This is a genomic window from Kitasatospora sp. NPDC041917 (genome assembly GCF_055589745.1).
The window spans coordinates 29,965-44,043 of record NZ_JBVJBI010000014.1 but is presented as its reverse complement, the minus strand read 5'-3'; the positions used below and the strand labels follow the sequence as shown (position 1 = coordinate 44,043).

The window sequence follows — 14,079 nt, the reverse complement described above, 5'->3', positions numbered from 1 at the left end:
GCTGCTGTTCTCCACCTCCGTCCCCTCGACCGCTGCTGGGAGCCCCCGATGAACGCAGTCCTCATCGCCCTCCTGGTGCTGCCGCTGCTCGGCGCCGCACTCACCCTGGCGCCGGTGTTCGGGCCGGACCGGGCCGTGGCCGGCCGGCGGGCACTGCGGCTGAACACCGTCGTCACCGGCGCGGTGTTCCTGCTCACCGTCGCCCTCGCGGCCGGCTTCGACCACGACGAGCCCGCCCGGATGCAGGCCACCACCGACGTGTCCTGGATCCCGGCCCTGCACGTGCGCCTCCACCTCGGGGTGGACGGCGTCTCGCTGCCGCTGATCGTGCTGACCGCGCTGCTCACCTTCCTCTGCGCGCTCTACTCGGAGAAGCGGCTGCCGGGCGGGGACGCCCGGGGCGCAGCCCCTGATGAGCCTCGTCCGTCGGCGCAGGCCTTCGTCGGGCTGTTCCTCCTGCTCGAAGTCGGCATGCTCGCCACCTTCGCGGTGCTGGACCTCCTGCTCTTCTTCCTGGCCTTCGAGATCGTGCTGATCCCGATGTACTTCCTGATCGCCCGCTGGGGGAGCGGCGCGAAGGTGCCGGCCGCCAACCGGTTCATCCTCTACACGCTGCTCGGCTCGGCCGTGATGCTGCTCGGCTTCCTGCTGATCGGCAGCAAGGCCGGCACCTTCGACATGCAGGCCCTGGCCGCCGCGCACGGCAGCGGCCTGAGCCACACCACCCAGGTGGTCGCCGCGCTGGCGATCCTGGTCGGGCTCGCGGTCAAGGCCCCGGCCTGGCCGCTGCACAGCTGGCTCCCGGACGCCCACACCGCCGCCCCGACGGTGGGCTCGGTGCTGCTCGCCGGCGTGCTGCTGAAGATGGGCACCTACGGCCTGGTCCGCGTCCTCCTCCCGGTCGTGCCGGACGGCGCCACCACGCTGGCCCCCTACCTGGGCGCCTTCGCGGCCGTCGGCATCGTCTACGGCTCCCTGGCCTGCCTGGCGCTTTCCCGCCCCGGCGCCAAGGGCGACCTCAAGCGCCTGATCGCGTACTCCTCCGTCGGCCACATGGGCTTCGTGCTGCTCGGCATCGCCTCCCTCACCCCGGTGGGCGTCAACGGCGCGCTGTTCGCCAACATCGCCCACGGTCTGATCACCGGTCTGCTGTTCTTCGTCGTCGGCGCGCTCAAGGACCGCTACGGCACGGCCGACCTCGACACCCTCGCCGGGGCCACCGGCGCCGCCCTGTACGGCCGGGCCCCGCGACTGGGCGTGCTGCTCGCCTTCGCCGCCGTCGCCAGCCTCGGCCTGCCCGGCCTGGCCGGCTTCTGGGGCGAGCTGCTCGCCATGTTCGGCGCGTTCGACCCGGCCGACGGCCTGTCGCGCCCCGCGTTCGTCACTTACATGGTCCTGGCCGGCCTCGGCACCCTCCTCACCGCCGCGTACCTCCTGATCGTGGTCAAGCGCGTCTGCATGGGGGACCCCGAGCAGCCCGCACCGGTGGCCGAGCTCGCCGACCTGCGCCCGTACGAGGCCGTCAGCTGGACGCCGCTGGCCGCGCTGACGCTGCTCGCCGGCCTCTGGCCCGCGCTGCTGCTCGGCCTCTCCGATCCCGCCGTCAAGCACCTCCTCGGGGGTGGCTGACCGTGCTCGCAGCCCAGACCGCCGCACTCGGACCTCACTCCACGGGGCAGCACACTGTGACCTCCCTCGCCGTAGCCAACCCGGGCAGCCTGATCCAGTCCGTGGACTGGGTGGCGATCGCACCGCCGCTGATCGCCGCCGTGGCCGCCCTCGCCGTGCTGCTCACGGACCTGTTCCTGCCCGAGCGGCACAAGAAGTGGCTCGGCCGCCTCACCGCGGCCGGACTCGCCCTCGCCCTCATCGCACTCCTCCCCCTCACCGGCGGATCACCCCGAGCGACCTTCTGTGCGCAGAACGTAGCAGGAGGGTCCGACAACGGCGGCTGCTCGTACGTCGCCGACCACTTCGCCCTGGTGTTCCAGCTGCTCGCCCTCGGCGGCGCGCTGATCGCGGCGCTGCTGTCGGCGCACACGGTGGAGGACGAGCGGCTGCCGCGCGGCGAGTACTGGTTCCTGCTGCTCTCCAGCGCCACCGGCGCCGCGCTGCTGCCCGCCTCCCGCGACCTCGCCACCATGGTGATCGCCCTGGAGGTCGCCTCGCTGCCCGCCTTCGCCCTGGTCGCGCTGCGCCGGGACGGCCGGGGCGCCGAGGCCGCCTTCAAGTTCTTCGTCTCCTCGGTGACCGCGACCGCCGTGATGCTGCTCGGCGTCGGCTTCGTCTACGCGGCGAGCGGCAGCCTGCACCTCGGCGCCGTCGCCCAGGGCCTGGAGCACGCGCCCGGGCAGCTCAAGCCGCTGGCCGAGGCGGGCGCGGTGCTGACCCTGGTCGGCTTCGCCTTCAAGGTCGCCGCCGTCCCGTTCCACTTCTGGGTGCCCGACACCTACACCGGCGCGCCGCTGCCGGTGGCCGGCTACCTCTCGGTGGTCGGCAAGGCGGCCGGCCTGTCCGGGCTGGCGCTGGCCACCACCGTCGCCTTCCGCCCGTACGCCCACACCTGGGGCCTGGTGCTCGCGGTGCTGGCCGCCGTCACCATGACCGCAGGCAACGTCGGCGCGCTGCGCCAGCGCTTCGACACCCGGTACAGCGCGGTGCGGCTGCTCGCCTGGTCCTCGGTCGGCCAGGCCGGGTACCTGCTGGTGCCGCTCGCCGCGGCCGGCTACGCGCCCACCGGCGCCGACCCGCTCGGTGCCACCGCCGCGTACGCGCTGATCTACGGCGTGGTGAACCTCGGCGCCTTCGGGGTGGTCGCCGCCGTCGGCCGCCGGCCCGGGACCAGCGTGGACGACTTCCGCGGCCTGTTCGCCCGCAACCGCTGGACGGCGCTGGCGCTCGCCTTCTTCCTGCTCTGCCTGGCCGGGCTGCCGCCGGGCGTGATCGGCCTGTTCGGCAAGGTCGTGGTGTTCCGCGCGGCGGTCGACGCCGGGCTGGGCTGGCTCGCCGTGGTGATGGCCGTCAACGTGGTCATCGCCCTGTACTACTACCTGCTGTGGACGGCCCGGCTGTTCGCCCCGGGGGACGAGCCCCTCGGGGAGGCCGCCGCCGGGCGCCGTCTGCCGGTGGGCCTCACCGCGACGCTGGGGCTCACCGCCTCGGCCGCCGTGGTCCTCTCGGTGGCGCCGCAGCTGGTCCTCCAGGTGGCGGGCGGCTCGCTGTTCTGAGCGGGCGCCGGACCGCGCCGGGGGTGCGGTCCGGGGCTGTCACGGCGGTGCCGGTGGTGCGGCCCGGGGCCGTCGCGGCCGCGCCGGTGGTACGGCGCTGCGGTGTCGCGTCGGTCACCGTGTCGGGTCACAAGGGAACAAGGCCCTCGGCCCCGCCCGTTGACCGGGCACGAGGGACGAGGCAGAAAGGGCTTCCCCACCGCACCACTGGAGGGCCTGACGTGCACAGCCGGCACAACGGACTGAGGACCGCCGTCCTGCTCGGCGGCCTCTCGGCGCTGATCCTGGTGATCGGAAGCCTCTTCGGTCGCACCGGCTTCGTGATCGCCCTGCTGGTCGCCCTCGGGACCAACGCCTACGCGTACTGGAACAGCGACAAGCTCGCGCTGCGGGCCATGCGGGCCCGGCCGGTCAGCGAGTTCGAGGCGCCCCAGCTGTACCGGATCGTCCGCGAGCTCTCCACCGCCGCCCGCCAGCCGATGCCCCGCCTCTACATCTCCCCGACCCCCGCGCCCAACGCCTTCGCCACCGGCCGCAACCCGCGCAACGCGGCGGTCTGCTGCACCGAGGGCATCCTGCGGATCCTGGACGAACGCGAGCTGCGGGGCGTGCTCGGGCACGAGCTGAGCCACGTCTACAACCGGGACATCCTGATCTCCTCGGTGGCCGGGGCGCTCGCCTCGGTGGTGATGTTCCTGGTGAACTTCGCGTGGCTGATCCCGTTCGGGCGCAGCGAGGACGACGACGGCCCGGGGCTGTTCGGGATGCTCGCCATCATGATCCTCGGCCCGCTCGCGGCCGGACTGATCCAGATGGCGGTCAGCCGCTCCCGCGAGTACCAGGCCGACGCCGACGGCGCCCGGATCACCGGCGACCCGCTCGCCCTCGCGAGCGCCCTGCGGAAGCTGGACGCCGGCACCCGCCGGCTGCCGCTCCCGCCCGAGCCGCAGCTCCAGACCGCGAGCCACATGATGATCGCCAGCCCCTTCCGTCCCGGCGAGGCCGGCGCGAGGCTCTTCTCCACCCACCCGCCGATGGCCGAGCGGGTCGCCCGCCTGGAGCGGATGGCGGGCCACGGGCGGTAGCGCGCCGCCGTCCGGGGTCAGCCCGTCTCCTCCTCGTACGCGAGCCGCAGGCGGTGGACGCCCTCGGCGACCTGGGCGGGGCTCTCGGCCGCGGCGTAGCTGAGGCGCAGGTGGGGGGCCGGGGGTTCGGCGGGGTGGTAGGGGCGGCCGGGGGAGACCTGGACGCCGGCGCGCAGCGCGGCCGCGGCGAGGGCGGTGTCGTCGACGCCGTCCGGGAAGCGCAGCCACAGGTGGTAGCCGCCGGGGCGGTGGGTGCCGAGGACGCCGGGCAGCTCGCGGTGCAGGGCGGCGACGGCGGCGGTGCGGCGGTCGCGCAGTTCGGCGCCGAGAGTGCGCAGGTGACGGGCCCAGGCGGGGTCGGCGACCAGTTCCAGGGTGGCCTCCTGGAGCGGCCGGGGCACGAAGAAGCTGTCCACCACCTGGGTGGCCCGCAGTCGGGCCAGCGCCGGTCCGCGCGCGGTGAGGGCGCCGACCCGCAGGTTGGGGGAGGCCGCCTTGGTCAGCGAGCGCAGGTGCACCACGACCCCGTCCCGGTCGTCGGCGGCGAGCGGGCGCGGCAGCGCGGGGGCGTCCGCGTGGACCAGCAGCCGGGCGAAGTCGTCCTCGACCACGAAGGCCCCGGCGGCCCGGGCGATCCGCAGCACCTCCTCCCGCCGTTCGGGCGACAGCACCGCCCCCGTGGGGTTCTGGAACAGCGGCTGGCAGACGAGGACCCGTGCCCGGGTGGCCGCGAAGGCGTCCGCCAGCAGGTCGGTGCGCAGGCCGTCGGCGTCGACCGGGACCGGGACGGGCCGCAGCCCGGCCGCCCGGACGACCGCCAGGATGCCCGCGTACGTCGGCGACTCCACCAGCACCGGCGAGCCGGGCGCGGCGAGCGCCCGCATGGCGACGGTCAGCCCGCTCTGCCCGCCGGAGGTGATCAGGACGTCCCCGACGCCGATCGGCCCGCCGTGGCCGCCGATGTCCCGGGCGAACCAGCCGCGCAGTTCGGTGAGGCCGTCGGTGGGCGGGCGGTCCCAGGCGCCCGGCCGCCGGCCGGCCCGGGCGAGCGCGGCGGCGAGCAGCCGCTCGGGCAGCAGCGAGGCGTGCGGGTAGCCGCTGTTGAGGTCGACGACGTCGGGCGGGGGCACCCGGAGGGTGGCGAACACGGGGGCGGCGAGCAGGTCGCGCGGGCCGGAGTCGGCGCTGAGCGCGATCTGCTGCCAGGAGAGGTCGCCGGTGCGGCCGGACGGTGCGGCGGGGACGGCCGGGGCCGCGGCGAAGGCCGCCGCCCGGAACACCCCGGCGCCGGGCCGGGAGACCACCAGCCCCTCGGCCACCAGCACCGCGATGGCCCGGGAGACCGTCACCGGGCTGACCTGGTGACGTTCCACCAGCGCCCGGCTGGAGGGCAGCTTCCGACCCTCCGGGTAGCGCTCGACCTCTCGCCGCAGGATGTCGGCGAGTTCGGTCACACTGCTACGCTCGTTCATGACGGCACAAGATAGCGCTACCCGGCTTCGGGCGGTAGCACCTCGCCAGGCCCCCGCTTCCGGCACCGCCCTCGCGGCCCTCGCCGTGGCCTCCTTCTCGCTCTCCTTCCCGGCGACCGCGTGGTCCCTGACCGGCTTCGGCCCGTGGTCCGCGACCGGCCTGCGCGGCGCCCTCGCCGGTCTGCTGGCCGTCCTCCACCTGGCGGCCGTCCGCGCCCCGTTGCCGCAGCGGCGGCACTGGCCCGGACTGCTGGTGGTCTCCGGCGGCTGCGTCCTCGGCTTCCCGCTGCTGACCACGCTCGCCCTGCGCACCTCCTCGACCGCCCACTCGGCGGTGGTCATCGGCGTGCTGCCGCTGGCCACGGCGACGGTCGCGGCGCTGCGCACCGGTCGCCGGCCGTCCGGGGCGTTCTGGGCGGCGGCGCTCGCCGGGGCCGCCGCCGTGCTCGCCTTCACCCTGGTGCAGAGCCACGGCCGGCCGACCGTCGCCGACCTCTACCTGTTCGCGGCGGTACTGCTCTGCGCCGCCGGGTACGCCGAGGGCGGGCGGCTCTCCCGGGACCTGCCGGGCGCCCAGGTGATCGCCTGGGCGGTGGTGGCCGCCCTGCCCGCGACGCTGCTGACCGCGGCGCTCGGGCTGGGCGCCGAGCCGGTGCGGTTCGGGGCGCAGGCCCTGGTCGGGCTGGCCTACACGGCGGCGGTCTCGCAGCTCGGCGGGTTCGTGCTCTGGTACCGGGGGATGGCCGCGATCGGGGTGCCGAGGGCCAGCCAGCTCCAGCTCGCGCAGCCGCTGCTGACACTGGTCTGGTCGGTGCTGCTGCTCGGCGAGCGGCTGCCGGCCGCGGCGCCCGTCACCGCGGTGGTGGTGCTGGTCTGCATCGCGGTGACCCAGCGGGCCCGGTCCTGACCCGCGGGCGCCGCAGGGCTGCGCCGTACGTTCCCGAACCCCCGATCCGACCGGTTCGGCGCGGCCCCTTGCTCGTTAGGATGAACCCGTGCCCGTCGGTCCGGGCGAGGCATCCGGAGGGAGTGGGCCGTCATGGCAGACGAGAGGCACGCCCCGGCGGCCGGGGACGCGCCGACCCGGCGCCGCGGCCAGGGCGAGCTGGAGGCGCAGGTGCTCGCGGTGCTCCAGCAGGCGCCCGGCCCGGCCGCCGCGGGATGGGTCCAGGAACGCCTGGAGGGCGACCTGGCCTACACCACGGTCATGACCATCCTGTCCCGGCTGCACGCCAAGAGCGCCGTGACCAGGACCCGCTCCGGCCGTTCCTACCTGTGGCAGGCCTCCTCGGACGCCGCCGGGCTGGCCGCGCTGCGGATGCGCCGGATGCTCGACGGGGAGGCGGACCGGGACGCCGTCCTGGCCAGCTTCGTCAGCGCGCTGCTGCCGCACGACGAGGAACTGCTCCGGGCGCTGCTGGACGCCGCGTCCGCCGATCCGGCAGTGCCCGACCGTGAGAGCTGACCCGTGGGCCTCTTCGTCTTCCTCCCGCTCGTCCTGCCGCTCACCGCGGTCCCGATCGCGCGCCTGACCGAACAGCACCTGCACCCGCGCGGCGCGGCCCGGCTGATGACCGTGATCAGCGCGGTGATGGCGGTGTGCAGCGCGCTCTGCCTCGGGCTGATCGGCGTGGTGGGCACCGCGCAGATCCCCGGCAACCCGCTGCCGGACAGCTGGTCCGACCCGGAGGTGCGGGCCGCGCTGCCGTACCACGAGACGGTCGGCACGGCCGCGATGTGGCTGCTGGCCCTGGTGGTCCTCGCCTGCGCCCGGACGGTCGTGCGGCACCTGCGGGTGCGGGCCCGGGCCCGCCGGGCGCTGAGCGGGCTGCCCGTCGGGCCGGGACCGGCCGGCGACCTCGCGGTGCTGCCGGACCGGAGCCCGTACGCCTACGCGCTGCCCGGCTCGCCCGGCCGGGTCGTGGTCTCCACCGGGATGCTGGCCGGCCTGGCCGCCGACGAGCGCGAGGCGCTGCTCGCCCACGAGCGGGCGCACCTGCGCCACCGCCACCACCGGTACCTGCTGACCACCCAGCTCGCCGCCTGCGTCAACCCGTTCCTGCGGCCGCTGCAGGACGCGGTGGCGTACAGCGCGGAGCGGTGGGCGGACGAGGACTCGGCGCAGGCCGTGGGGGACCGCCGGATCACCGCGCGGGCGGTGGCCCGGGCGGCCCTGGTCTCGCACGCCGCCCCGGCCCCCGGCTTCGCGGCCTTCGCCGCCCCGGCCGCGGCGGCCGGCCCGGTGCCGCGCCGGGTCGCCGCGCTGCTCGGCCCGGTGCCGACCTCCCGCAACTGGCCGCCGGCGAAGACCCCGGCGGGCCTGGCGGCGATGGTCGCGGCGATCGGTACGGCGGCGTCGGCGCTGTGCGCGCTCAACGCCGCCGTGGCCCTGCTGGTGGTGCTCAAGGCCGTCACCCCGCTGTAGCCGGCGGGGCTCCGGAGCGTCCCCCCGCTGCGGCCGGCGGACCCTAGAGCGTCGCGGCCAGCTCGTCGACGGCGGCCTCGGCCGCCGCCAGGGATTCGGCGGCGAGCGGCTGGAAGGCGTTCAGCGCCGGGATGTCCGCGGCCCGGGTGAGCTCGGCGGTGACCACGTGCAGGTGCTCCGCCGCGACCCCGATCCGGTCGAAGTACGCCCGCAGGTACGGAACCTGGAAGTCGCAGTGGGCACGCGGCGTGCCCGGCCCGTAGCCGCCGCCGCGGACCGCGACGACCACCACGCGGGTGTCGCGCAGCAGCGGCTCGCCGGTCTCCGGATCGTGGTGGACGCCGGGGAAGGTGACCCGGTCGATCCACGACGTGAGGCCGGCCGAGACGGTGTAGTTGTACATCGGGCTGCCGACCAGCAGGACGTCGGCGGCCCGCAATTCCTCGATCAGCGGACGGCTGAGCGCCCACTCCCGCGCCTCGTCCGGCCCCTCGGCGAGGCGGCCGATGTCGTCCAGCGGGAGCACCCCCTTGCGCTCGGTGCGGCGGCCGAGGGCGTCGTAGGCGGCGCGCACCGGGGGCACCGGGTCGGCGGCGAGGTCGCGGTGCCGGTGCTGGACGCGGGCGCCGTGGCGGACGCGCCAGGCGTCGGCGAAGCGGGCGGTCAGGGCGTGGCTCACCGAACCGGACGGGCTGATGCTCGAATCCAGGTGGAGCAGCGTGGTGGAGGTCATGGCGGTCTCCTGGTCACCTCGGAGGGGGACGGATCGTCATAGCGGTGACGAGCCGCGCCGAGGAAAGGTGACCGATGGACCGGAACGCGATGCCGGGGGCGGCGGACGGGCGGGCGCGGAGCGGGGGAGCGGCCTCGGGGGCGGGACGCCCGGAGGCCGAACGCTTCGAGGCCGAACGCTCGAACGCCGTGCGCGTGGACGCCGTGTGCTCGGACGCCGAGCGCGTGAACGCCGAGCGCTTCGAGGCCGAGCGCGGCCGGCTGCGGGCGATCGCCCAGCGGATGCTCGGCTCGACCGGCGAGGCCGAGGACGCCGTGCAGGAGGCCTGGCTGCGGCTGGTCCGCACCGATCCGGCGGAGATCGGCAACCTGCCCGGCTGGCTGACCACGGTGGTCTCCCGGATCTGCCTGGACCTGCTGCGGGCCCGTGCCGCGCGCCGCGAGGAGCCGACCGACGAGGCGCTGCCGGACGGCTCGGGCGGCGGCCCGGAGCCGGAGCGGGAGGCGCTGCTGGTCGAGTCGGTGGGCCGGGCGCTGCTCGTGGTGCTGGACCGGCTTGGCCCGGCCGAGCGGGTCGCCTTCGTGCTGCACGACGGCTTCGCGGTGCCCTTCGACCGGATCGGGCCGATCCTCGGACGGACCCCGGTGGCCGCCAAGAAGCTGGCCAGCCGGGCCCGGCAGCGGGTCCGCGGGACGGCCGCGCTGCCCCCGGAGCCACTGGCCGGGCACCGGCGGGTGGTGGAGGCCTTCCTGGCCGCCGCCCGGGGCGGGGACCTGGCCGACCTGCTGGCCGTGCTGGCTCCCGACGTGGTGCGCCGGGCCGATCCGGCGGCGCTGGGGCCCGGCCGCGACCCGGTGGCCCGGGGCGCGCGGGCCGTCGCCCGGGAAACCACGGTCTTCGGCCGCCGGGCCCGCTACGGCGCGGTGGCCCTGGTGGACGGGGCGCCCGGCATCCTGATCGCCCCGGACGGGCGGCTGCGGCTGGTGCTGCGGGTGGCGGTCGCGGACGGCCGGGTGGCCGGCTACGAGGTGGTGGCGGACCCGGTCCGGCTGGCCGCGCTCGACCTGGCCGTCCTGCCGGAGTGACTCCTTCCCGGGCGGGGGCTGCCGGACTGTGTCCCGCCCGGGTGAGGGCTGCCCGGCGGGGCGCGGCGGGCCGGTCGGGGGCCGGGCCGGTCGGCGCCGGGTCAGTGGGTGATCCGGACCAGCATCTTGCCGGTGTTGGCGCCGCGCAGCATGCCGAGGAAGGCGTCCACCACCCGGTCGAAGCCGTCCACGACGGTCTCGTCCGGGACGACGGCGCCCGAGCGCAGGTGCGGGACCAGGAAGTCGTACAGCTCCGGCCGGGCGTCGAGGTGGTCGCGGACCAGGAAGCCCTCCAGTCGCAGGCTCTTCCCGACCACGTCGAACAGGTTGCGCGGGGCGGCCGGCGGGTTCCCGAGCCGGTTGTACTGGGCGACCGCGCCGCACCAGGCGATCCGGCCGCGCTCGCGCAGGGCGCCGATGGCGGCCTCCAGGTGGTCGCCGCCGACGTTGTCCAGGTAGGCGTGCAGCCCCTCGGGGGCGGCCTCGCGCAGTCGGTCCGCGATCGGGCCGTCGTGGTAGTCGAAAGCGGCGTCGAAGCCGAGCCGCTCGGTGAGGCGGGCGGCCTTGGCGGCGGAGCCGGTGCTGCCGACGATCCGTCCGGCGCCGAGCAGCCGGGCGAGCTGCCCGGCGGCGGTGCCGACGCCGCCGGCGGCCGCCGAGACGAAGAGCGTCTCGCGGGGCTGGAGCCGGGCGATCCTGGTCAGCGCGACCCAGGCGGACAGGCCGGTGCCGCCGAGCACCGACAGGTGGGAGCTGAGCGGGACGCCGGCGAGATCGGGCAGCAGGCTCGCCCGCTCGGCGGTGACCACCGCGTGGGCGCGCCAGGCCTGGCGGTGCTGGACCAGTGTCCCGACCGGCAGGGCGTCGGCCCGGGACTCCACCACCCGGCCGAGGGCGCGGCCCTCCAGCGGGGCGTGCAGCTCCCAGCCGCCCTCCTCCATCTCCTCGCGCATGTACGGGTCGACGGACTGGTAGAGGTTCTCGACCAGGGCCTCGCCCGCCGCGAGGGCCGGGACGGTCTCCTCGACGAAGGCGAAGTTCGCGGCGGTCGGCGCCCCGTCGGGGCGGGAGACCAGGTGGACGGCGCGGGTGGTGGAGCGGGACATCGGGGGCTCCGGACGGGAGAGGACGGGCGGACGTGATCACCGTAGGAAGCGCGGGAGCCGCCGGGCAGGGGCGCCGGTCGATGGAACGGCGGCATCCATGAGCAGGATCGATGGATCGCGGGATAGGTTCGGCCGTATGACCGATCTCGCCCCGCACGAGCTGCGGACCCTGGTCGCCGTCGAGGAGGAGCGGAGCTTCACGGCGGCCGCCGCACGCCTGGGCAGTACCCAGTCCGCCGTCTCGCACGCCGTCCGCGCCTGCGAGCGGAAGCTCGGCGCGGTGCTCTTCGACCGCGGGCGCCACGGCGCGCGCCCCACCGAGGGCGGCGCGCGAGCGGTGGCGTACGCCCGCCGGATCCTGCGGCTGCTGGATGCGATGGGCCCCGAGGTGCGCGGCGCGGGAGCGGACGGGCCGCTGACCGGCACCCTGCGGATCGCCGCCTTCCGCAGTGCCGCCGCCCACCTGCTGCCGCCCGTCCTGGCCCGGCTCGCCGAGCGCCACCCCGGGCTCGGCACCCACGTCCGGATCGTCCGGGAGCTCGGCCGCGGCACCGCCGGGGAGGTCGCCGACGGTCGCGCCGACCTCGGGCTGGCGACGCTCGACGCGGGCGGCCCGCCACCCGCCCCGGGCCTGGTCGCGGTGCGGCTGTACGAGGAGTCGTACGCGCTCGCGCACCCGCACGGCCACCCGGCGCCGCGCGAGCTCCCGCTGGTCGACTGGGACGAGAACTGCGGCTCGTACACCCGGGACTGGTGGCAGCGGCAGGACTGGATCCCGCCCGCGACCGTGGACGTGGAGGACGACACGGTGGCCCTCTCGCTGGTCGCCCAGGGCCTCGGCATGGCGATCATGCCCCGGACCGCCCTGCTCGGCGCCCCGGCCGGCCTCGCCGTCACCGACCTCGGGCCGCGGCCGCCGAGCCGCTCGGTCGGGTACGTCACCACGCCCGAGCTGGCCGGGACGGCCGCCGTCCGGGCGCTGATCCGCGAGCTGCGCGAACTGCCGCTGCCGGCCGGGCTGTCGGCGGCCCGGCCCCCGACCGGCCGGACCGCGACGGCCCAAGCCCCGTAGGCCCGGACCCCACGGGCCCGGACCCCACGGGCCCGGACCGCGCGGGCTCAGGCCCCGCGGGCTCAGGCCTCGACGGACCGGTTCCCGACGGCAGGGCCCTCGACGGGCCGGTCCTCGACCGCCTCCCGGAGCTTGCGGAACTCCTCGGCCAGCCCGTCCAGGGTGTAGTGGGCGTTGAGGCCGCTGGGGTTCGGCAGCACCCACACCTCGGTGCCGCCGATGCCCTCCGGTTGCCGCCCCAGCGTGGCCCGGCGCTGCCCGAAGGCCGTCCGGTAGGCGCCGATGCCGAGCACGGCCAGGGCGCGCGGGCGCAGCCGCAGCACCCGTGCGCGCAGCGCGGCGCCGCCCTCGCGCAGCTCCTCGGCGGTCAGCTCGTCCGCCTTGGCCGTGGTGCGCGGGGCGACGTTGGTGATGCCCAGGCCGAGTGCGAGCAACTCCCGCTGCTCGTCCGGGCGGTACTGGCGCCCGGTGAAACCGGAGCGGTGCAGGGCCGGCCAGAAGCGGTTGCCCGGGCGGGCGAAGTGGTGGCCGGTGGCGCCGGACCACAGGCCCGGGTTGATGCCGCAGAACAGCACCCGCAGCCCGGGACCGGAGACGTCCGGGATGGTGGTGTCCTTGGCGGCCAGCAGCTGCTCGGCGGTGGGCTTCATCGGTGCGCTCGGATTCACCCGGCCAAGTCTGCCGTGCCCTTGGCCGCCTCCTTCGCCGCGTCCTTCGCCTCCTTCGCCTCCTTCGCCGCGCGCTTGGCGGTGTCCCTGGCGATCTCCTTGGCCGCGTCCTCGGCGGTGAGCTCGGCCGCGCGCTCGGCCGTGTCCTCCACCGGGCCCGGGGCCGGGGCCGGCCCCGAAGTCGCGACGGCCGCCCGGCGGTTGCGCAGCCGGCGCAGGCCGAACACCACCACGGCCGCGTAGGCCCAGCCGACGAAGACGTCGATGATGAAGTGCTCCGCGCCGTAGACCAGGGTGAAGGTCATCGCGAGCGGGTAGGCGACCAGTACGGCCCGCAGCCAGCGGTTGGCGGTGGGCCAGAAGAAGAACAGCAGCATCGCCGGGTAGGCGGAGTGCAGCGAGGGCATCGCGGCGACGTCGTTGGCGAACTGACTGCCGTTCTCCAGCAGCGAGTCGGCCTGCGGCAGCCCGCTCACCGAGATCACTTCCCAGACCACCCGGGACAGGTGCGGCAGGTTGCCCTCCTGGGAGACCAGCCACGGCGGGTCGGCCGGGTAGAGGAGGTAGGTGGCGAAGCCGGCGAAGGTGAGCGTCAGGTAGGCGGCGAGCAACTGCCGGAAGCGGTGGTGCGCGCGTCGCCAGAGCACCGCGAGCAGCAGGAAGACCACGAAGAAGTGCGAGAGGTAGACGGTCACCGCGGCGTAGTCGTACCAATGCGGTGAGCCGGCGGTGTAGAGCGCGTGCTGGAGCCGGACGGTCCAGGTCTCGCCGAAGCCGAGCACCTCGTCGAAGCGCAGCTGCGGCAGCCAGTGCGGGGCCCACGGGGTGTGGGCGCCGTAGCCGCGCAGCAGTGAGTACGCCCACACCACGGCCATCACCGGGACCCAGTCACGCAGGACCAGGAGGAAGCCGCGGGGGCCGTGCCCGCTGTGCACGGCGGCGGTCAGCAGGGCGGCGATGAGCCAGAGGAACAGCACGTCGTTGGCCGCGGGGATGCCCTCGGTGCGCAGGAACCAGAGGAGGCACGTCAGGTAGAGCGGCCAGGCCAGCCACCGGAGTCTCGACCAGCCCGTCACGCGTGGGCGGGGCGGAGGCACCGGGCGTGGCTGCCCGGCCCGCGCGTCGTGCGGGGCCGGGGGGAGGGTCTTGGTCATGCGCACCGAAACTAGCAACCCAAACTTGGAGGACTCTGGGTGAAATATGACT

At 75.8% G+C, this 14,079-nt stretch carries 13 protein-coding genes; 8 read left to right on the top strand and 5 right to left on the bottom strand.

Annotated features, from left to right (window positions below; genetic code table 11):
* The first annotated feature begins 48 nt into the window (after positions 1–48).
* The 3 genes from ACZ6EM_RS19080 to htpX all read left to right on the top strand — a co-directional run bounded on the left by ACZ6EM_RS19080 (position 49) and on the right by htpX (position 4,312).
* Positions 49–1,629: a complex I subunit 4 family protein gene (locus ACZ6EM_RS19080; protein WP_465772826.1), complete on the top strand. Its 1,581-nt coding sequence runs from the start codon at positions 49–51 to the stop codon at positions 1,627–1,629.
* A gap of 56 nt (positions 1,630–1,685) precedes the next feature.
* Positions 1,686–3,227, top strand: a complete 1,542-nt coding sequence (locus ACZ6EM_RS19075) for an NADH-quinone oxidoreductase subunit N (protein ID WP_465772825.1) — start codon at positions 1,686–1,688, stop codon at positions 3,225–3,227.
* Between the two features lie 221 nt (positions 3,228–3,448).
* On the top strand, positions 3,449–4,312 hold the full coding sequence (gene htpX / locus ACZ6EM_RS19070; protein ID WP_359897577.1) for a zinc metalloprotease HtpX: 864 nt from the start codon (positions 3,449–3,451) through the stop codon (positions 4,310–4,312).
* A 17-nt stretch (positions 4,313–4,329) separates the two neighbouring features.
* On the opposite strand, the gene ACZ6EM_RS19065 is transcribed toward htpX, so the two are convergent.
* Positions 4,330–5,784 carry an aminotransferase-like domain-containing protein gene (locus tag ACZ6EM_RS19065; RefSeq protein ID WP_452177401.1) on the bottom strand — a complete coding sequence of 485 codons (1,455 nt, stop codon included), beginning with the start codon at positions 5,782–5,784 and terminating at the stop codon, positions 4,330–4,332.
* On the opposite strand from ACZ6EM_RS19065, the gene ACZ6EM_RS19060 reads away from it, so the two are divergent.
* From ACZ6EM_RS19060 to ACZ6EM_RS19050, 3 genes are all read left to right on the top strand, one after another.
* Positions 5,783–6,691: a DMT family transporter gene (locus tag ACZ6EM_RS19060; protein ID WP_465772824.1), complete on the top strand. Its 909-nt coding sequence runs from the start codon at positions 5,783–5,785 to the stop codon at positions 6,689–6,691. The genes ACZ6EM_RS19065 and ACZ6EM_RS19060 overlap by 2 nt on opposite strands.
* A gap of 132 nt (positions 6,692–6,823) precedes the next feature.
* Positions 6,824–7,249, top strand: a complete 426-nt coding sequence (locus ACZ6EM_RS19055; protein ID WP_387686173.1) for a BlaI/MecI/CopY family transcriptional regulator — start codon at positions 6,824–6,826, stop codon at positions 7,247–7,249.
* Positions 7,250–7,252: 3 nt separating this feature from the next.
* Positions 7,253–8,209 carry a M48 family metalloprotease gene (locus ACZ6EM_RS19050; RefSeq protein WP_359897573.1) on the top strand — a complete coding sequence of 319 codons (957 nt, stop codon included), beginning with the start codon at positions 7,253–7,255 and terminating at the stop codon, positions 8,207–8,209.
* A 43-nt stretch (positions 8,210–8,252) separates the two neighbouring features.
* On the opposite strand, the gene ACZ6EM_RS19045 is transcribed toward ACZ6EM_RS19050, so the two are convergent.
* Complete coding sequence (locus ACZ6EM_RS19045; protein ID WP_401055990.1) at positions 8,253–8,942, bottom strand: NAD(P)H-dependent oxidoreductase; 690 nt, start codon at positions 8,940–8,942, stop codon at positions 8,253–8,255.
* Between the two features lie 74 nt (positions 8,943–9,016).
* Here ACZ6EM_RS19045 and ACZ6EM_RS19040 point away from each other — a divergent pair, with 74 nt between their 5' ends.
* Positions 9,017–10,027: a sigma-70 family RNA polymerase sigma factor gene (locus tag ACZ6EM_RS19040; RefSeq protein WP_465772823.1), complete on the top strand. Its 1,011-nt coding sequence runs from the start codon at positions 9,017–9,019 to the stop codon at positions 10,025–10,027.
* A gap of 101 nt (positions 10,028–10,128) precedes the next feature.
* Here ACZ6EM_RS19040 and ACZ6EM_RS19035 read toward each other — a convergent pair whose 3' ends face one another.
* Positions 10,129–11,133, bottom strand: a complete 1,005-nt coding sequence (locus tag ACZ6EM_RS19035) for an NADP-dependent oxidoreductase (RefSeq protein WP_465772822.1) — start codon at positions 11,131–11,133, stop codon at positions 10,129–10,131.
* A 136-nt stretch (positions 11,134–11,269) separates the two neighbouring features.
* On the opposite strand from ACZ6EM_RS19035, the gene ACZ6EM_RS19030 reads away from it, so the two are divergent.
* The gene (locus ACZ6EM_RS19030; RefSeq protein WP_465772821.1) at positions 11,270–12,205 is read left to right on the top strand and encodes a LysR family transcriptional regulator; all 936 of its coding nucleotides are present in this window, start codon (positions 11,270–11,272) and stop codon (positions 12,203–12,205) included.
* Positions 12,206–12,267: 62 nt separating this feature from the next.
* On the opposite strand, the gene mug is transcribed toward ACZ6EM_RS19030, so the two are convergent.
* The gene (mug, locus tag ACZ6EM_RS19025) at positions 12,268–12,855 is read right to left on the bottom strand and encodes a G/U mismatch-specific DNA glycosylase (RefSeq protein ID WP_401055897.1); all 588 of its coding nucleotides are present in this window, start codon (positions 12,853–12,855) and stop codon (positions 12,268–12,270) included.
* A 14-nt stretch (positions 12,856–12,869) separates the two neighbouring features.
* Positions 12,870–14,027, bottom strand: a complete 1,158-nt coding sequence (locus ACZ6EM_RS19020) for a phosphatase PAP2 family protein (protein WP_465772820.1) — start codon at positions 14,025–14,027, stop codon at positions 12,870–12,872.
* Positions 14,028–14,079: the final 52 nt, after the last annotated feature.